Raw genomic sequence first — 19,306 nt, 5'->3', positions numbered from 1 at the left:
AGCCTGCCGGCAAAACGAACGAAAGAGGATGCCATGACGCTCGACGATGTCGCGGGACGGTTCGCCTATGACCCGGATCACGAGGCGTTCCGCCAGACGGTGCGCCAGTTCCTGCGCAAGGAGGGCGTGCCCAACGTCGCCGAATGGGAGGCGAACCGGCTGGTGCCGCCCGCCTTCTGGCGCGCGGCGGGCGCGGTCGGGCTGCTGTGCCCGACGGTGCCGGAGGAATATGGCGGGCTCGGCCTCGACTTCGGCTATAACGCGATCGTCAACGAGGAGCTGAGCTACAACGGCGTGCCCGCGGGGTTCACGCTGCAATCGGACATCGTCGTCGGCTATCTGGAGCATTACGGGTCGGAGGAGCAGAAGCGCCACTGGCTGCCGCGCATGGTGTCGGGCGAGACGATCAGCGCGATCGCGATGACCGAGCCGGGCACCGGCAGCGACCTGCAGGCGATCCGCACCACCGCCAGGCGCGACGGCAACCATTATGTGCTGAACGGCAGCAAGACGTACATCACCAACGGCCAGAACGCCGATCTGGTGCTGGTCGTCGCCAAGACCGATCCCGCCGCGAAGCCCGCCTACAAGGGTATGTCGATCATCCTCGTCAAGGCCGACCGCGACGGTTTCCGCCGCGGGCGCAAGCTCGACAAGATCGGGCAGGATGCGGCGGACACGTCGGAGCTGTTCTTCGACGACGTGCGCGTGCCGATCACCAGCTGCCTGGGCGAGGAGGGCAAGGGCTTCGTCTACCTCATGAGCCAGCTGCCGCAGGAGCGATTGTCGATCGCGGTGGGCGCGCAAGGCTCAGCGCAGAAGGCGTTCGACGAGACGGTCGCCTTCACCAAGGATCGCAAGGCGTTCGCCGGCGTGGTGTTCGATTTCCAGAACACGCGCTTCGTGCTGGCGGGGCTGAAGGCGAAACTGCAGGTCGGCTGGGCGCACCTCGACTGGGCGATCAAGCGGCATCTGGCGGGCGCCCTGACCAACGAAGAGGGCGCGGCGGCGAAATTGTGGCACACCGACCTGCAATGGGAGGTGATGGACGCCTGCCTCCAGCTGCACGGCGGCGCGGGGTATATGAACGAATATCCGATCGCGCGGGCGTGGCGCTCGGCGCGGGTGAGCCGGATCTACGGCGGGACGAACGAGATCATGAAGGAGGTGATCGGGCGGAAGCTGTAGGCCGGGTCGAGGTTGGGGCTGGCCGGATGGGCGGGCCAGAGGTGTTGTTGGCTACCTCTCGCACCCATGCTCAGGGATGGCGCTAGGATCGATCGACATTCAGACGGGTGAACGACGCACGTCCTCCCCCGCCACGACAGGGCTATCGTATATGGCCGCGTGACAACCGGCAGCCTGGAATAGTTCGTCACCCCGGACGTGTTCCGGGGTCCACCGTGCCGCAAGCGTCGAAAAAGAGCCTCGAAACGACGAGTTCGCCGAACCGTGGACCCCGGAACAAGTCCGGGGTGACGAAGGAATTGGGGAGCCGCCGGCCAATCACTCCTATGCAATAGCCCTGCCCGCCAAAGAGGGCGGAATGTCTCTACACCGCTGAATGTCGATCCGGCCTAGGGTACGAGGAATTGGCCGGCGGTTCTATTTCAGGAGTGGTTCCTCACCGATAACGCGAGCCGCGAAATCCATGACGGCGCGGACTGGCACGGCGTTGCGCAAGTCGCGATGAACGATGATCCAGATATCCCGCGAAAAGGCCGGAGCACCCTTATCAAGGCGCACGAGGTCGGGGTCTGCTTCGCCCAGAAAGAGCGGAAGGCCGGCGACGCCGACACCGGCTCGGGCTGCGATCAGGTGTTCGCCGATGTAGTTCAGTTCGCAGACCACAGGGCGGCTGGCGGCAATACCGAGCAACCACCGCTGCTGCGGCATCTCGGCGTAGGTCTCGTCGAAGGCGATGAACTGCCACCGTTCCGGCACCGCCAGATGGACATAGGCGCGGTGAGCGTAGACGCCGAAGGGCATCGCACCGATCTTTCTCGTCACGCTGCCTGTCTCCTCCGGCCGCACCAGCCGTACTGCGATATCGGCCTCCCGGCGGCTCAGCGAGACCTGCTCTCCCTGAGCGGCGATCGAAAGGCGAATGTCCGGGAATTCCTGATGGAAACGGGCAAGATGGCGGGCGAGGAGCGGCGCCACGAGGACAGGCGGTGCGCTGAGCGCAACGCGGCCGACAAGAGGTGCGTGCGCGGCTTTGGCCAGCCGGGCGATTCCGTCCGCATCGGATTCCATCGCAGCTGCGCGATCCCGTACGGCTTCCCCGATGATCGTCAAACGGCAGGCGCGCGGCAGCCGGTCGACCAGTCGAACGTCGAGCGTCGCTTCCAGCGCGGCAAGCCGACGGCTCACCGTGGCGTGGTCCACCTTCAGCTTGCGCGCGGCGCCCGAGAGGGTTCCGGCCTCGGCGACGGCGAGAAAATGGCGAACGTTTTCCCAATCGATCATCTGTGCGAATTCTCAAGGATCGTTCGCGTATATACCGAATTTTCTCATGGAATGCACTCGCTTAGGCTGGACGATGAGAACAGGCTTCCGCGTCACGTCCACGGCCAGGTGTCTGACGGACGGCACGGCGGAATGCAGTCCGGAAAGGCAAATCGGCATGTCGTTACAACGTCTTCGGGTCGGCATCATCGGCGTACAACCCGGCCGGAGCTGGGCGGCGAGATCCCATATTCCGGCGTTGCAGGCACTGTCCGACACCTTCGAAATCACGGGGATCGCGAACACGGGCCGAGCAAGCGCCGAAGCTGCTGCTGCAGAGACCGGGATCGCACGGGCATTCGACAATGCCGCCGAGTTGATCGCGTCCCCCGATGTAGACATCGTCACCGTCGCGGTGAAAGTGCCGCCGCATTTCGAGCTTGTGCAAGCGGCGGTCGCGGCGGGCAAACACGTCTATTGCGAATGGCCGCTCGGCAATGGACTGGCCGAGGCGGCGGAGATGGCTGCGCTGGCGCGAGCGAAGGGTATCATCGGCGTCGTCGGCACACAGGCTCCTTTCGCGCCGGAAATCCAGTATCTCAAACATCTCATCGCGGACGGGTTCGTCGGGGATGTCGTTTCCACGACGATCGTCGCCTGGGGCGGCGCCTTGCAGGGCGGCGGGACGATCCCGGACAAGAAGACCTACGGATATCTGCTGGATCGCGCCAACGGCGCCACCCTGTTGACGATTCCGGTCGGTCACACGCTGTCCGCGCTTACCAGCGTGCTCGGCGCCGTTAACGCGATCTCGGCCGTGCTGGCGACCAGGCGTCCCACCGCGCGGGTGCTCGATACGCAGGAGGTTCTGCCCGCTACCGCGCCGGATCAGGTTCTCGTGTCAGGCGTCCTGGCAAGCGGCGCGCCTCTGTCGCTGCATTTTCGCGGGGGCGCACCACGCGACGACGATGGCCTCTTCTGGGAGATCAACGGCACGAACGGCGATATCCGCATCTCCGGCCCTTCCGGTCACGTGCAGATGGTCCAGCTCTCGCTGCGAGGCGTGCAAGGCGAGGAAAGGGTCTTCCATCCTGTCGATGTGCCGCAATCCTATCGCACCGGCTGGCCGGAGGACGTGGAAGCGGGAAACGTCGCCCGCGTCTATGCTGCGATGGCGCACGACCTGCGTCATGGAACACGCACGACACCGCGCTTCGAAGACGCAACGGTCCTCCATCATATTGTCGATGCCATCGAACGCGCCGCCGAATCCGGTCGTACCATATTGCTGTAGGCGATGCGCCCGATGCCGTGTGCCTGCCTTCATCGGCTGCCACGCCGTCACTACGTCGAGCAGGCCAGGAAAGCGGGCGTCCGGACCTCCTCGTTGCATCCCGGCAAAATCGTCACGCCGCTCCAGCGGCATCGCACACAGGGCGAAATGACGAGCAAGGCGCGGCAACGGCGGTCTGGGAGGTCTAGCAGATTACCCGGTCGATCAGGGCTTCGTCCGGTGGAATCTGTCCATCGAGCATCAGCATGGCAAGCCCGTGAACCAATGCCCAGGCGCTTTTCGCATGGATATCCGGATCTCCGCCTGCTCGCGTCGCTTCGATGATGGCGTTGTCCCGAAGAAGCGCGCCCGCTTCCGGCATGTAATCGCCTTTCTCCTTTTCCGACGCCAATGCAGGCGAAGCGAAGATCAATCGGAACAGAGCCGGGTTCGCCAACGCGAAGCGAACATAGGCACGACCGATCGCGGCAAAGCTGGCACGGCCGCCCCCGGCGCCCTCCCCAGCGCGGCGCTGTGCCGCACCCAGCAGATCCAGGCCTTCCATGGCAAGCGCGGTCATCAGCGCGTCCTTGTCAGGAAAATGGCGGTATACCGACGTCGCACTGACGCCGACGCCGCGCGCCACTTCGCGTAACGACAGCAGGTCAACGTCACGCTCCGCCAGCAGCCTCAGTCCCTCCGTAATCAATGCTCTTCGCAAGTCACCGTGATGGTAGCCACCCCGCATCATGTTGACACTGTTATCACTATTGCCCATAGTAACACTGTAAACATGGGAGGCGGTCATGGGAATCGAAAACTGGATCCGACAGTCCCTCGCCAAGGGTGTGGAAGCCCTGGCCGGATACAATCGCAAGCGTCTGCGCGAGCCGGCGGGTGGCAATCCGTTCCTGACCGGGATCCATGCGCCGATGACCGAAGAGGCTACGTTGACCGAGCTGTCGGTCACCGGCACCATCCCGGCAGGCCTCGATGGCCGTTATCTGCGCATCGGTCCCAATCCGGTCGATCCGGATCCCGCATCCTATCACTGGTTCAGTGGCGACGGCATGGTACACGGCCTAGCGATCGAGAACGGGCGCGCGCTGTGGTATCGCAACCGCTGGATCCGTTCCGATGAGGTAGCGGCCGCGCGGGGTGTCGAACCGGCACCGGGCCCGCGACATGATTTCGATATGGTCAACACGAATGTCGTCAGCATCGGTGGCCGCACATTCGCATTGGTAGAGGCGGGTAGCTATCCGGTCGAACTGAGCGAAAGCCTGGAGGCGCAAACCTATAACCCTTTCGATGGATCGCTGAAGGGGTCGTTTACTGCGCACCCCCACCGCGACCCGAAGACCGGCGAGTATCATGCCGTCTGCTACGAAGCGCGCGATCCGAAGACGATCCGACATGTCGTGATCGATGCGAATGGTCGAGTCGTCCGAGAGGAACCGGTGGCCGTCAAGCACGGCCCGATGGTCCATGATTGCGCGATCACCGACCGCTTCGTGCTGATCCTCGACCTTCCCCTCACCTTTTCCGTCTCGGCGCTGATTTCCGGATACAGCATTCCCTATCGCTGGAATACGAAACACGAAGCCCGCATCGGCTTGATGCCGCGCGCAGGCAGCGATGCCGATATCATCTGGTGCGACGTCGACCCATGCTACGCCTTCCACGTCGTCAACGCGTACGACCTGCCCGACGGTAGCGTGGTGGCTGACCTGTGCGTCTACGAGAGCATGTTTCACGATGGCGCGATGGGGCCGGATGCGCGATCCCTGGGGCTGGAGCGTTGGACGATCGACCCGGTCCGGCGTACCGTCGACCGGCAAGCAATAGACGCAACCCCACAGGAATTTCCGCGTCAGGATGACCGCTTCTACGGCCAGCCGCACCGTTACGTGTGGACGATGGCGCTGCCAGCCGCCCCACTCGATCGTTATGTGGGAGGCACGGCGATCTACGCGCACGACCTGATCGCAGGTTCGCGTCAGGTGCACGATTTCGGCGCGGGCCGCTTCCCTGGCGAGTTCGTCTTCGTACCTGAGGCGGCAGATTGCGGCGAAGGACAGGGATGGCTCATCGGCCTCGTCATCGACACGGCCGCTCAAACGACGGACCTCGTGATCCTCGATGCGCGACGCTTCGAAGACGATCCCGTCGCGAGCATACGCATTCCTCATCGCATCCCGCCCGGGTTCCATGGCAATTGGGTCAGCTCGTGACGCTGCAGCCATCCTCCCAGCAATATTGCGCAGCGCTGGAAAGTACGCTCAGCCAAGTCGATCGCGACCGTGGACGTCGATCGATGAGGCCCTGAAAGGGCCTGCAACGGTTATAATTGCCTGTACGCCGTCAAGCCTTGGCGGTGATGGTGGCGGGAAGCGACGCCAGCCGGACGCAACAGCGGCGACCGCCCTGCTCCGTGACATGGCGCTGCTCGCGCTGTGCGGGCTGGGCGTCGACAGCGCGCGCGCGGCCGCGGCGGCCATGCGGCTCGACGTGCCTAAGAAGGCGAAATCACCCGAAAGATGTTGAGGAGGTCTCATGAAGCGGTTCGATGGCAAGGTCGTGCTGATTACCGGCGGAACGTCGGGCATCGGGCTCGCGCTCGCGGAGGCGTTCGCCGCACGAGGCGCGTCGGTCGCGGTATGCGCGCGCTCGCGCGCAGGACTGGAGGCGTTTCGCGCCACGCATCCGGACCTGCTGGCGGTCGAGGCGGACGTCACCGACACCGCGTCCCAGACCGCGCTGCTGGATGCGGTCGAGCAGCGATACGGCCGCATCGACGTGTTGGTGAGCAACGCCGGGTTGCTGATCGAGCGGGACTTCACGATCGCGCCACCCACCGCCGCGGAACTGGCGGACGAATTCGCGTTGAACCTGGTCGCGCCGGTTCAGCTCACCGCGTCGACGCTGTCGCGCTGGCCCAGGCTGGACGCGATCGTCCTCGTCAGCTCGGGGTACGCGCTGGTGTCCCCGAAGCGGTCGCCGACCTATGGCGCGGCAAAGGCGGGGCTGCACGGCTTCGCCGAAGGACTGCGTCGACAACTGGCGAGCAGGGGCACCCATGTGCTCGAAGTGCTGCCGCCGACGGTGGACACGCGTGCGACTGCGCACCTTCAGGTTTCGAAGGTGAAACCGGACATGGTGGCGGCCGCCACGCTCGATGCGCTCGCAAAGAAGCGGCCGATGGCGCTGGTGGGTCAGACGCGGATGCTTCCGGCGCTGCTGCGCCTCGCGCCGAACGCCATCGGGCGGATGGTCGGACAGACCTGACGGCGGCGCCCCTCCACCCCGTGTCAGGGACGCTCGAACGCGGCAACGAACCTCCCGCCAAAAAGTTATTTGCAACTGATTGCATTTGAAAACGAAGCGAGGTATCCCGTTATTCAACGCGTTGCATAAAGGGGTATGGGGTGTCGTTTCCAAAGCTGCTCGAACCGCTCGATCTGGGCTTCACCACGTTGCGCAACCGGGTGCTCATGGGCTCGATGCACGTGGGCCTGGAAGAAGCGCCGAACGGGTTCGAGCGAATGGCGGCCTTCTATGCCGAGCGGGCCCGCGGCGAGGTCGGCCTCATCGTCACCGGCGGGATCGCCCCGAACGACAGAGGGCGCCCGCAGCCGCATGGTGCGGCGCTGACCACCGAGGCGGAAGCGGACGAGCATCGCCGGGTGACGCGCGCGGTCCATGCCGAGGGTGGCAGGATCGCGATGCAGATATTGCACTTCGGCCGCTACGCCTATCATGCGGACCTGGTCGCGCCGTCCGCCGTGCAGGCGCCGATCAACCCCCTTCGCCCCCACGCGCTGCAAACCGATGAGGTCGAGGAGACGATCAGCGACTTCGTCCGCCGCGCAGGCCTGGCGCAATATGCGGGCTATGACGGCGTCGAGATCATGGGATCCGAAGGCTATCTCATCAACGAATTCGTCGCCGCGCGGACCAACCATCGCGATGACGCATGGGGCGGATCGTACGAGAACCGGATGCGCTTTCCCGTCGAGATCGTGCGACGGACGCGCGAGCGGGTCGGCCCCGATTTCATCATCGTCTATCGCCTGTCGATGCTCGATCTCGTCGAGGGCGGGTCGACGCTCGACGAGGTGGTCCAACTGGGGCAGGCGATCGAGGCTGCCGGCGCGACGATCATCAACACCGGGATCGGGTGGCACGAGGCGCGCGTGCCGACCATCGCCACGCGCGTGCCGCGGGCCGCGTTCGGATGGGTCACGCGGCTGCTGAAGGACAAGATCGCGATCCCGCTCGTCGCCACCAACCGCATCAACACGCCCGAGACCGCCGAGATGCTCCTGGCGGAAGGGTGCGCCGACATGATCTCGATGGCGCGGCCGTTCCTCGCCGACTCACAGTTCGTCCGCAAGGCGCGGGAAGGCAGGGCCGACGAGATCAACACGTGCATCGGCTGCAACCAGGCGTGCCTGGACCATACGTTCGGGGGCAAGATCACCTCCTGTCTCGTCAACCCCCGCGCCTGCCACGAAACCGAGCTGACGCTCGCGCCGACGCCGGTCCGCAAGCGGTTCGCGGTCGTCGGCGCCGGTCCCGCCGGACTTGCCTTCGCCACGACGGCGGCGGAGCGCGGTCATGACGTGACCCTGTTCGAGGCCGACGGTGAGATCGGCGGCCAGTTCAACATCGCCAGGAAGATCCCCGGCAAGGAGGAATTCGACGAGACGCTGCGTTACTTCCGCCGCAAGCTCGATCTGACGGGTGTTTCGCTGCGGCTGAACACGCGGGCCGATGTGGACCTTCTGGCGGGCGGCGATTTCGACGAGATCGTGCTGGCCACCGGCGTCGTTCCGCGGGTGCCCGAGATCGACGGTGTCGATCATCCCCGGACGCTCGGCTATCTCGACGTGCTTCGCGACGATGTACCGGTCGGCAGGGACGTGGCCGTGATCGGGGCGGGCGGGATCGGGGTCGACACCTGTGCCTATCTGGTCGAGCCCCACGAACCGCCTTCGCTCGATCGTTTCTTCGCGCTGTGGGGAGTCGATCCGTCGTACCGCACGCCGGGCGGATGCGTGGCACCCGCCCCGGTCGCGGCAGAACGCAACGTCACGCTGCTGCAACGCTCGCCCGGCAGGCTCGGCGGAAAGCTGGGCAAGACCACCGGATGGATCCATCGCGCCGCGCTCAAGGCCTATGGCGTGGCGGAGGCCGGCGGCGTCACCTATCGGCGGATCGACGACGAGGGACTGCACGTCACGATCGCCGGGGAGGAGCGCGTCCTTGCGGTCGACAACGTCGTCATCTGCGCCGGGCAGGAGCCGCAGCGACACCTGCTTGACGGCCTGCGCGAACGCGGATGCGTCGTGCACCTGATCGGGGGCGCCGACGTCGCCGCCGAACTCGATGCCAAGCGAGCGATCGATCAGGGCACGCGCCTGGCCTGCGCCGTTTGAGCGCCCCGAATAGCAAAATGGAGGACAATGCCGTGTCGACTCTTCCCAACCTTCATCCCAACGCCGCTGCCTCGCTGGCGAAATGGCACGACATGATCGCGCGCGCCGACCTGAGCGACTTGCCGGCGATCGTGCATCCGAATGCGACGTTCCGCTCGCCGGTCGCCATCAATCCGTACAGGAGCGCGGATGCGCTCGTCCTGGCGCTCAGGACCGTGCTGCAGGTATTCCAGGACTTCACGTATCACCGGCAGGCGGTGACCCCGGACGGCCTCAGCGTCGTTCTGGAATTCGGCGCCAACGTGGCGGACAAGACGGTCAAGGGCATCGATTTCATCCGCTTCGACGAAGCCGGTCGCATCGTCGATTTCGAGGTGATGATGCGACCCTTGAACGGCGTCCAGACCCTGGCGGCGGAAATGGGCAGGCGCCTGGGCGACGTCCTGCCGTCGTTCAAGGTCAAGGGCTGAACGCGTTCGCGTCGTCGCCGTCACCGGCGACGCTTCGATCACCGCATCAACGGGGCAGAACAGATGACGGGCAAGCCATGGGAGGCGAGCTATCCGCCGTCCTTACGCGGGTATGAAGTCGATCCGGCCACGCTGGACGGCAATCTCGCCGACCTGATCGGCGCCGGCGCGGCCCGCTTCGGCGACGCGCCCGCGTTCACGCTGGTGCTGCCGGACGGCGCGAAGGGGACCATCTCGCACGCGCGCCTCGACGCCTTGTCGGATCGGTTCGCGGGCTTCCTGGCCGGTGATCTGGCACTGGTTCCGGGAGACGTCCTCGCCATCCAGTTGCCGAATTCGCTGCACTATCCGATCGCCGTTCTGGGCGCCTGGAAGGCGGGATTGATCGTCACCAACGTCAATCCCCTCTACACCAGCCGCGAGGTGGCGATCCAGCTCGCGGACAGCGGGGCGAAGGCGCTGGTGTGCCACGAGCTGTTTCTCGCGCCGGTCAGGGAGATCGCCGCGACGGAAGCGCGAGCGCTCATCGTCGCCAGTTTCGCGGACACCTTCCACGCCGTCGCCGCCGTTGGCGAGGATGGCCATCAGGAGGTCCGGTTCGACGACGCGCTTGCGCGTGGGGTTCCGCTGTCGCCGCGTCGGCGGCACCCCGTCGCGCTCTACCAATATACCGGCGGCACCACGGGGCGCAGCAAAGGCGCCGTACTGACGCATGCGAACCAATGCGCCATATTGCACATGGCCCGGGACTATATGCAGGCGTTCGAGGTGACGCTCGAACCGGGCGATGCGATCATCACCGCCCTTCCCTTCTATCACATCTTCGCGTTCAATTTTAACTTCCTGCTGATGCTCTGGTCGGGGGTGCACAATCTTCTGATCCCCAATCCACGGCCACTCACCAACCTGAAACCGGCGTTCGACGCATTCCGGGTCGACTGGATCACCGGCGTCGATACGCTGTACGCGGGCCTGCTCGCCGAGCCGTGGTTCGGCGATCGACCGCGTCGGTTGAAACTGGCTGTATCGGGCGGCGCGTCGCTTCGCGCCGATACGGCCGCGCGGTGGCGGGAGCGTGGCGGTGTGATCGTCGAGGGTTATGGCATGACCGAGACGAGTTGCTTCGTCTCGTTCAATCCGCCGGGTCCGGCGGCGCGCGACGGCACCGTGGGCCTGCTCATGCCCGGTTGCCAGGCGCGGGTCGTCGACGAGAACGGCGACGACGTTCCGCCGGGTCACCCCGGCGAACTGCTCGTCCGCGGTCCCCATATCATCGAACGCTACCTGAACCGCCCGGAGGAAACCGCCACCGCGATCGTCGACGGCTGGCTTCATACCGGCGACATCGTCATCATGGATCAGGACGGATATCTGCGCATCGTGGATCGCAAGAAGGACCTGATCCTGGTGTCGGGCTTCAACGTCTACCCCAACGAGATCGAGGATGTCCTGACGTCCCATCCCGACGTCCTGGAGGCTGCGGTGATCGGGGTGCCCGACGCGGTCACGGGCGAGGCGGTCCGGGCGTTCGTCTCGACAACGCGCGCCGCTGTGACCGGCGAGGAGCTGGGCGCCTTCTGTCGCGAGCGGCTGACCGCCTACAAGGTGCCGAAGCAATTCGAGATGCGCGACCAGCTGCCGAAATCGCCGGTCGGGAAGATCCTGCGCGCGCAGCTGCGGATGCCATCCGGCGCCACCTGACGGCGTCTCGCCGGCCGCCGCGGTACGGCGCGCAAAAAGAGGGTGCCCGACCGCGCCCGACAGGCCAGGGCCCAAACCCGATCACGATCCTTGTCGTGATCGGGTTTGGGCCCTAGGCGGAAGCGTTCACGAGACAGTCCGCCCAATGTCCCTGCCCCATGCGTTATTGACCGCCCTCGCCGAGCGTCCTTGCTCGGGCTCCGAACTGGCCGCCCGCTTCGACCGCTCGCTGGGCTATTTCTGGCAGGCGACGCACCAGCAGATCTATCGCGAACTGGCGCGGCTCGAAGAAGCGGGCTTGATCAAGGGTACGCGCGTCGAACGGGCGAGAGGCCGCAAGCGCGAATATCGGATCCTGCCCGCGGGCACCGCGGAACTGGCGCGCTGGGTGGCCGAGCCTCAGCAACCCGATGCCATCCGCGACGAGTTGATGGTGCGCCTGCGTGCAGCGGCCATCACCGATGTCGATACGCTCCGCGCCAATCTGCAAAATCTGCTGGACCACCATCGCGCCAAGCTCGAACTCTATGTCGGGATCGCAACGCGTGATTTCACGAAGGAGACGATGTCGCGCGCGGCGCGATTGCGCGCGCTCGTACTCCAGGCCGGCATTGATTTCGAACAGCAAAGGATCAACATCTGCCAGGATGCGATCGCCATTCTGACGGAAGATTGACCGAATGGGCAGGCCGCTCTGCCGTACGATCGGAGTCGCTCGGCGCCGACAGCATTTCCGGATCGTTCACGCCGTTCATGATGTTGATGGTCGATTTGGGGGCGCGGTGGCAGCGATCAGCGCGCGGCGCTGACGACCCAGCGGGCGTGGCGATAGCCAGGCGTTACCGGCGGCACGATCGGTTCGTCGGGTGCTGTCAGCGTAACGAGAAACGGTCCCACACGATGCAGGTCGGGCATCGAGGGCACCGTGGCGACTGGACCCCGGCCTTCGCCGGGGAGGCATTTGTCCGAACGGGACAAGCACTAACGTGTTCCGGGGTCCACGACGCCGCGAGCGCGATCCCTCAAACCTCCTGCCGACGGACTGGCCGCCCGGTGGACCCCGCAACACGTCGGCGTTTATGCCCTTCGAACATATAACCGTCATCCCCGCGAAGGCGGGGATCCATAATCACTGGCGTCACAGATAGAGCCGAAGGGTCAGCCAGTATGGATTCCCGCCTGCGCGGGAATGACGAAAGAAGACATGGCAGAGCGGTATAACTGCCGAACACGTCCGGGGTGACGGCGTAAGACGGCGGCGATCGGTCCAACCATTCCGGTCTGGCGCTGTCGCAGGCCAGAGAAGGTTCGAGGTCGCGCGAAGACTTAAAGGCGCGAAGAGGCGAAGAAGGTTGGTTCACACGGAGGCGCGGAGAAGACGGGTTTTGTACGCAGAGGGCGCGGAGATGTTGTGTCCGTGGTACGCGTGGTGTTGCCCCCTCCCCGGTTGTCGATTGAGACGACGTCTGCCTCCCTGAATGCGGTGGCAAACGGTAGCGATACGCTCACCGGGCGCACCACGACCTTCGTCATCCCACGCCCACGCCGACACACCGCAACCTTCGTCATTCCCGCGGAGGCGGGAATCCATACTGGCTGACGATGCGGCTCCATTCGCGCACGTCGTGATGATGGATCCCCGCCTTCGCGGAGATGACGCATCGGTTGGGGGGAGCGCCACGGTCTCCACCACAACCCTCTGCGCTCTCTGCGCCTCTGCGCGCAAAACCCTTCTTCTCCGCGTCCTCGCGCGAACCACGCAGCGCCCGGCAATCCCGCAAACGACAAGGGCCGCCCTTCCCGTCGGAAGAGCGGCCCCGGCCGTCAGTCGGATCGGAGGATCAGAATTTGAACTTCACCGCGCCGCGATAGGCCTGGTTGCGGACGTCGTTGCGCTCGATCGTCGTATCGGCGCTGAGCGACAGTTCGAACCGCTCGCCCGAATAGGACAGGCCCGCGGCGATCTCGCCCCAGTTCTGGTCCTGGCTGCTCAGGCGGAAGCCCGCCGGTGCCGTGCCGCCGATGAAGTTGGCGGTGAAGACGCCCGGCTGGTCCTTGAAGTCATGGACGAAATAGGCCGAGGCGAAGGGCTTGAGCACCTGGCCACCCGCGATCTGCAGGCCGGCGCGGCCCTGATAGCTGGCGAGCTGGTACCGGTCGAAGCGCAGCGCGCCGTTGCCGCCGGTCTCCAGCGTCGGGGTGAAGTCGATACGGTTGATCCGGCCGGCGATGCGCGGCCCGATCTGGAACCCGCCGACGTCGAACATCTGCGCGGCGCCGACCTCTGCCGAGATCGCGAGCGCATTGTCGCGGCTGCGCAGGTTGGAGGCGTTGCCGGCGATCGACACGTTGCGGTTGGTCCGCGCCTGGAAGACGCCGCCGCTGACCTGCGCATCGAGCACCTGCCCGGTCAGGCTCTGCGCTTTGACGAACAGCGTGCCCTGATACAGCTCGCCGCGCGCGGTCTGCGCGACGCCGCCGGTGGTGCCGTCGAGCTTGGTATAGCTGAGACCGAAGCCGATCACGCCATTGTCGCCCGCCTTCGCCTCGATCCCGCTCGCGACGTAGAAGCCGTCGAAATTGTCGCGCCCGCCGAACGGCAGCGCATCGCGCAGGCTGCGGCTGTCGCCGTCGATATAGCCGCCAGCGATGAACACCGCGACATTCTCCGGCAGCACGCCTTCGCGCACCGTCGTCGACGTCGTGTCGCTCGCCGTCGCCTGGCTCGTCGGCAGGTCGCTCGCCATCAGCGAGGCGAACTGCAGCGGCTGGCCGGTCATGGTCAGCGTGCCCGACAGCGGCTGGCTGGCGTCGATGCCGGCCAGATGCTGGCGATAGAAGCGCGACATGTTCTCGGTCGCGACCGTGCCCATGCCGTACTTCAGCGGCGTGGTGCGCGGCGCCAGGCCCTCCAGCGTCGACTGGATCGTCGCCGCATTCTGGATGTCGAGGATCCCGTACAGGCCCGACAGGTTGCCGTAATTGGCGGCGCGGTTGCGATCGAGCAGCCCGGCGAACGCGGTCTGGATCGGCGTGTTGGCGACGACGCTGGCATAGGTGCCGGCGATGATCCGCGCCTGCACCGCATTGGTCGAATAGATGAACTGCGGGCTGAGGATCGCCGAGATCGCCGCCGGCGCCTGGAACGTGCCGCTGATCCCGCCCGCCGCGGTCAGGATCGTATAGACGTCGTTGTAGCGGATCGTGTGACCCGCCACCGCCGCGAAGCCGACGCGGCCGCCGATGTTGGCGAGGCCGTCGGTCGTGCCGTTGCGCACCACCGCGACACTGTCCGACGTGCCGTTCGGCCCGACGTCGATCAGCAGCGTGCTGGCCGAGGCGAGGACGAGGTTGCCGCCGACGGTCAGCGTGCCGATCGTGCCGGTCGTGCCCGGCGCGATCATGCCCGACACGTTGGTCAGGAACGGCGCGTTGATCCGGCCGGTGCCGGTGATCATCCCGCCGAGGTTCATGTAATCGCCGCGGCTGTTGATGACGCCGTTGTTGTCGACGACGCCGGTCACCTGCGTGACGCCCATCAGGCTGGTCAGCGACCCGCCCGAGGTCACCGCCAGCTTGGCGGTGCTGCCCGCGACGGTGAAGCGGTCGATCGTCACCGCGGTGTTGAGCGTGGTGGTGCCCGCGGCGGTCAGCGACACGTCGTAATAGCGTGCCGCGGTCTTGGCGACGCGGTTGGGATCGACGTTGTTGGGGACGAAGTTGGTCGCGCCGGGCAGACCGTTGGCAGGCGTCGCCGCCGGGGTCGGGGTGACCGCCGCGATCGCGTCGCCGGCCTGCGCGACATTCTCGCCGCCGACGAGCAGCGATGCGTCCGTCCTGCCGTCCTGGCCGATGTCCTCGACGCTCATCCCCGCACCACGGCCGCCGCCGGTCGCCGAGGCGGTGGCCGGCGCCGCCGCGGTGGTGGCGGATTCGGCGATGGCGGCATCGCGCGCCGCGATCGCTTCGGCGCTGACGCTGGCGACGTTGCCGGTGCCGGCGACCGGCTGGCCGTTGATATATTCGATGCCGGTCTTGATGTCCTGGCAATCGCTGACCGTCGCGGTCTCGAAGCAGACCTTGCCGAACTTGTTGGCGTCACCCGCGATGCCCGCGCCGGTCGTGGTCGGCACGCCGTTCGCCAGCTGGCCATTGACGATCACCTGATAATTGGGATCGAGCGCGGTCACCCAGCGCGACGCGTCGGTCCACAGGCCGTCGCCGGCCTTGGTCTGCGCATAGCGATAGGGGTTGTTGGCGACGATATAGTCCCAGAACAGATAGAGCGGCTGATAGAAGCTCTCGGTGCCGTACGAGCCGAACGGCTGCGCGCCGTAGAAGCGGCTGCCGCCGGACAGCACGCCGATCACCACCTGCTTGGCGAAGGCGCGGTCGAGGATCAGCGGACCACCCGAATCGCCGCCCGCGGTCGTGCCCTCGTTGGGCAGCGCATTGTCCTTGAACAGGTTGAAATCGTACGGGCTCTTGGTCGCCGTGCCGCGACGCGGATCGTCCATGTCGAGCTGGTACAGGTTCTGCGGCAGGTTGCTGGTCGAACCGAACAGGAAGGTGTCGCGGTCGTTGAACGAACCGAGGATGCCGATCGTGTTCTCGGCGATGCGGCGGCGATAGTCGATGCCGACGGTGTCGCCGGTCGTCGTCGTCGCGGTGCCGCTGCGGCCGTAGCCGGTGATGGTGACGTGATAGCCGGTGCCGGTCGTGTCGCTGATCGTCGCCGGCGCGGGCAGCGCCGAGAACAGCAGCGCCCAGGTGGGCACGTTGGCGGCCGGCGTGTCGAGCGTCGCGATCGCGATGTCGGCCTGGATGAAGTTCTGCGCGAGGCCGAGCTTCAGCGAGTCGGCGTTATAGACGACCTGGTTGACGTTGTAGAGGAAGTTGGCGGTGTTGGTCTTGAACTGGTTGGGGTTGACGGCGCCGGTCGAGGTCGTCGCCAGATACCAGTCGCGCACCGCGGGCAGGTTGTTCGCCTGGAAGCCGAAGGCGATCGGGATGCCGCCGCCGGCCGAGCCGTACTGCCACGGATCCTGCGCGCCGGTGCCGGCGCCATTCTCGTTCACGCAATGCGCCGCGAAGATCACGGTGCGCGGGTTGATGAGCGTGCCGGTGCAGATGCCGAGGCCGTCGGCATAGGCGATCGTCATGTTGCCGACGCCGTTGACGCTGGTGCCGGTGTCGAGCGACGTCGTCGAGGTGCCGGGCTGGCGGATGACGATGTTGGGCTGGTTCTCCTGCTGCAGCGCCGACAGCGGCAGCGCGCGGTTCTGCGCGACCTTCTCGTCGAGGTTGGCGAGCGCGCCGAGCGTCACCCCTTGCGCGATATTGTCGGCGAAGACCGGCCGTTCGCCCTGGCCGATGGTCTCGAGCCCCGAGATCGCGAGCAGCGGGTTACCGTGCGCGATATTCTCCACCCCCGTCGGGGCGACCTGCGCCTGGGCGACGGCGGGCAGCGCGATCAGCGCGGTGGAGGCGAGCAAAGCGCGCCGCGCGGCGCCACGAAAAACGTGATCGGTCATGATTGTATCGAACCCCTGTACATCCGCCGCTCTCCCAAGCGGCTTATCGGATGACTGCAGCCTATTCGCCGTTACGGCCAAGTCAACGGCCGATCGTGGCCATCGATCGCCACGCCGACATTCCGTCAGGAGTGTTGACTGACGGCAACACACGCTGCCTTGACTTTTGCCGCGGTGCAGCGCACATGGCGGGCAATCGAGGCGTCATGCAGCGTGAACGGGTTGGCTTTCGGCCACCCGCGGCTCCGCCTCGGTCGTTAGCGCAAGGCTTCCCTTTTCACGCGGGGCGTCGGTTTTTCCCCGCCGCACCGGTGTGCCGACTCCCCTTCGGATCGGCGCGCGGGCCAGGCCGTTTTTTCAAGGTTCGCATTTCCATGTCATTCGCTCATCTCGGCCTCGCCGAGCCGCTCGTCCGTGCGCTCGAAGCCAAGGGCTATACCACTCCTACCCCGATCCAGGCGCAGTCGATCCCGATCCTGCTCGAAGGCGGCGACCTGCTCGGCATCGCGCAGACCGGCACCGGCAAGACCGCCGCGTTCGTGCTGCCGTCGATCCAGCGCCTGACCGAAAACCAGAAGCGCGTGCTGCCGACGCATTGCCGCATGCTGGTGCTCGCGCCGACGCGCGAGCTCGCCAGCCAGATCGCCGACAATGCGCGCGGCTACGGCCAGTTCAGCAAGCTCAGCGTCGCGACCGTGTTCGGCGGCACCAGCATCAACAAGAACCGGCAGGACCTCAGCCGCGGCGTCGACATCCTCGTCGCCACGCCGGGCCGTCTGATCGACCTCGTCGAGCAGGGCATGTGCAACCTGTCGATGATCGAGATCCTGGTGCTCGACGAAGCCGACCAGATGATGGACCTGGGCTTCATCCATGCGCTCAAGAAGATCGTGCGGATGATCCCGCGCAAGCGCCAGACGCTGTTCTTCTCGGCGACGATGCCGACTGCGATCCGCGAGCTCGCCAACCAGTTCCTGCACGAGCCGAAGACGGTGTCGGTGGTGCCGGCGTCGACCACCGCCGAGCGCGTCGACCAGTACGTCACCTTCGTCAACCAGAGCGAGAAGCAGGCGCTGCTGACGATCGTGCTGCAGGATCCGACGATCAACCGCGCGCTTGTGTTCACCCGCACCAAGCATGGCGCCGACCGCGTCGTGAAGCTGCTCGCCGGCAACGGCATCGCGGCGAACGCGATCCACGGCAACAAGAGCCAGGGCCAGCGCGAACGCGCGCTTGGCGAGTTCAAGGACGGCAAGACCAAGGTGCTGGTCGCGACCGATATCGCGGCGCGCGGCATCGACGTCTCGGGCGTCAGTCACGTCATCAACTTCGAGTTGCCCAATGTCGCCGAACAGTACGTCCACCGCATCGGACGGACGGCACGTGCGGGTGCGAGCGGTATCGCGGTCGCCTTCTGCGCGGATGACGAGCGTCCGTACCTGAAGGACATCGAGAAGCTGACCCGCCAGAAGGTCGCGGTGCGTCCGCTGCCCGACAATTTCCAGGGCCTGTCGAACGAGATCAAGGCGACCCGCGTCAAGGCGATCGGCGCCGATCCCGCACCGCGCGCCGACCTGCCGCGCGGCCAGCGCCAGCCGGCGCGGCCGCGCGCGACGCATGCGCCGACCGCGACGAGGAACTATGCCAACGCCAGCCGTGGCGGCCAGCGCGGCAGCGGTGGTGGTCAGGGCGGTGGCGGCCGCGGTCGCTCGGGCGGCGGTGGCGGTGGTCGCGGTCAGGGTTCGGGCGCGGCGCGCTAAGCCCTCAAGACTGCCCCTCCTCCCCCGTTCGTGCTGAGCTTGTCGAAGCACCGGTGAGTCTCAATGCCCTTCGACAGTGAACAGGTGAAACGTCCCCCGGACGTTTCAGTCGAGGCCGGGGGCCTCGACGACCTGCTCACCAGGGCGAACGGAGTGGAGGGCGCGACTGTAGGATTATCGAACGGCCCCGCAGGAGCGATCCTGCGGGGCCGTTCGCATTCGGGGATGGCAACTCGCCCGTTCCTCGCGCATTCTCCCGTCAGAGGAGAGATGCCATGGACGTGTCCACCACCCCGCTTCCCGAACGGATCGCCCGCGTGCTCGCCGGGCAGCGGATCAGCGCCAACGCGGGCGGCGATGCCGAAAGCGCGGGCGAGCAGGTCGACAACGCCTGGCGCGACTATCTGGCCGACGCCCGCGCGGTGCTGCGCACGCTGCGCGAGCCGGATCGCAAGATGGCGGCGGCGGGCGATCCGGCGGTGTGGGAACGCATGGTGCTCGCGGCGATCGAGGAGTCGAAGCCCGAGACGGTGGTGCTGTAGAAGGGAATCCGAAGGCCGCCCCGCACACATCGTCACCCCGGACTTGTTCCGGGGTCCACTCTGCGGCGGGGCGCGGGGCTCGAGGCGCTAACATGCGCATGCGCCCGGTGGACCCCGGAACACGTCCGGGGTGACGG

General features: G+C 66.1%; 13 protein-coding genes. 10 read left to right on the top strand and 3 right to left on the bottom strand.

Annotated features, from left to right (window positions below; all coding sequences use genetic code 11):
• Positions 1–33 precede the first annotated feature (33 nt).
• On the top strand, positions 34–1,188 hold the full coding sequence (locus tag M9979_RS14760; protein ID WP_254290126.1) for an acyl-CoA dehydrogenase family protein: 1,155 nt from the start codon (positions 34–36) through the stop codon (positions 1,186–1,188).
• Between the two features lie 417 nt (positions 1,189–1,605).
• On the opposite strand, the gene M9979_RS14755 is transcribed toward M9979_RS14760, so the two are convergent.
• Positions 1,606–2,469, bottom strand: a complete 864-nt coding sequence (locus M9979_RS14755; RefSeq protein WP_254290125.1) for a LysR family transcriptional regulator — start codon at positions 2,467–2,469, stop codon at positions 1,606–1,608.
• A 157-nt stretch (positions 2,470–2,626) separates the two neighbouring features.
• On the opposite strand from M9979_RS14755, the gene M9979_RS14750 reads away from it, so the two are divergent.
• Complete coding sequence (locus tag M9979_RS14750; RefSeq protein WP_254290124.1) at positions 2,627–3,742, top strand: Gfo/Idh/MocA family protein; 1,116 nt, start codon at positions 2,627–2,629, stop codon at positions 3,740–3,742.
• A 184-nt stretch (positions 3,743–3,926) separates the two neighbouring features.
• On the opposite strand, the gene M9979_RS14745 is transcribed toward M9979_RS14750, so the two are convergent.
• Positions 3,927–4,499, bottom strand: a complete 573-nt coding sequence (locus M9979_RS14745) for a TetR/AcrR family transcriptional regulator (RefSeq protein WP_254290123.1) — start codon at positions 4,497–4,499, stop codon at positions 3,927–3,929.
• Between the two features lie 28 nt (positions 4,500–4,527).
• Between M9979_RS14745 and M9979_RS14740 the strand changes: the two genes are divergently transcribed.
• The 6 genes from M9979_RS14740 to M9979_RS14715 all read left to right on the top strand — a co-directional run bounded on the left by M9979_RS14740 (position 4,528) and on the right by M9979_RS14715 (position 12,009).
• Positions 4,528–5,955: an 8'-apo-carotenoid 13,14-cleaving dioxygenase gene (locus M9979_RS14740; protein WP_254290122.1), complete on the top strand. Its 1,428-nt coding sequence runs from the start codon at positions 4,528–4,530 to the stop codon at positions 5,953–5,955.
• 346 nt (positions 5,956–6,301) lie between these two features.
• A complete protein-coding gene (locus M9979_RS14735) occupies positions 6,302–7,009 on the top strand; it encodes an SDR family NAD(P)-dependent oxidoreductase (protein WP_254290121.1) in 708 nt (235 codons plus the stop codon).
• A gap of 140 nt (positions 7,010–7,149) precedes the next feature.
• Positions 7,150–9,162 (top strand): oxidoreductase, encoded by a 2,013-nt coding sequence (locus tag M9979_RS14730; protein ID WP_254290120.1) that lies wholly within the window; start codon positions 7,150–7,152, stop codon positions 9,160–9,162.
• Between the two features lie 17 nt (positions 9,163–9,179).
• A complete protein-coding gene (locus tag M9979_RS14725; RefSeq protein ID WP_254290119.1) occupies positions 9,180–9,632 on the top strand; it encodes a nuclear transport factor 2 family protein in 453 nt (150 codons plus the stop codon).
• A 63-nt stretch (positions 9,633–9,695) separates the two neighbouring features.
• Entirely contained in the window at positions 9,696–11,333 is a 1,638-nt protein-coding gene (locus tag M9979_RS14720) for a long-chain-fatty-acid--CoA ligase (RefSeq protein ID WP_254290118.1), read from the top strand.
• 145 nt (positions 11,334–11,478) lie between these two features.
• Positions 11,479–12,009, top strand: a complete 531-nt coding sequence (locus tag M9979_RS14715) for a PadR family transcriptional regulator (RefSeq protein ID WP_254290117.1) — start codon at positions 11,479–11,481, stop codon at positions 12,007–12,009.
• Positions 12,010–13,174: 1,165 nt separating this feature from the next.
• Here the strand turns inward: M9979_RS14715 and M9979_RS14710 are convergent.
• A complete protein-coding gene (locus M9979_RS14710; RefSeq protein WP_254290116.1) occupies positions 13,175–16,867 on the bottom strand; it encodes an autotransporter outer membrane beta-barrel domain-containing protein in 3,693 nt (1,230 codons plus the stop codon).
• A 374-nt stretch (positions 16,868–17,241) separates the two neighbouring features.
• Between M9979_RS14710 and M9979_RS14705 the strand changes: the two genes are divergently transcribed.
• Positions 17,242–18,627 (top strand): DEAD/DEAH box helicase, encoded by a 1,386-nt coding sequence (locus tag M9979_RS14705; protein ID WP_254290115.1) that lies wholly within the window; start codon positions 17,242–17,244, stop codon positions 18,625–18,627.
• A gap of 275 nt (positions 18,628–18,902) precedes the next feature.
• Complete coding sequence (locus M9979_RS14700) at positions 18,903–19,169, top strand: hypothetical protein (RefSeq protein WP_254290114.1); 267 nt, start codon at positions 18,903–18,905, stop codon at positions 19,167–19,169.
• Positions 19,170–19,306 lie beyond the last annotated feature (137 nt).

The organism is Sphingomonas liriopis (assembly GCF_024211255.1).
Taxonomy (GTDB): domain Bacteria; phylum Pseudomonadota; class Alphaproteobacteria; order Sphingomonadales; family Sphingomonadaceae; genus Sphingomonas; species Sphingomonas liriopis.
This window is presented reverse-complemented; position numbering and strand designations above follow the sequence as displayed.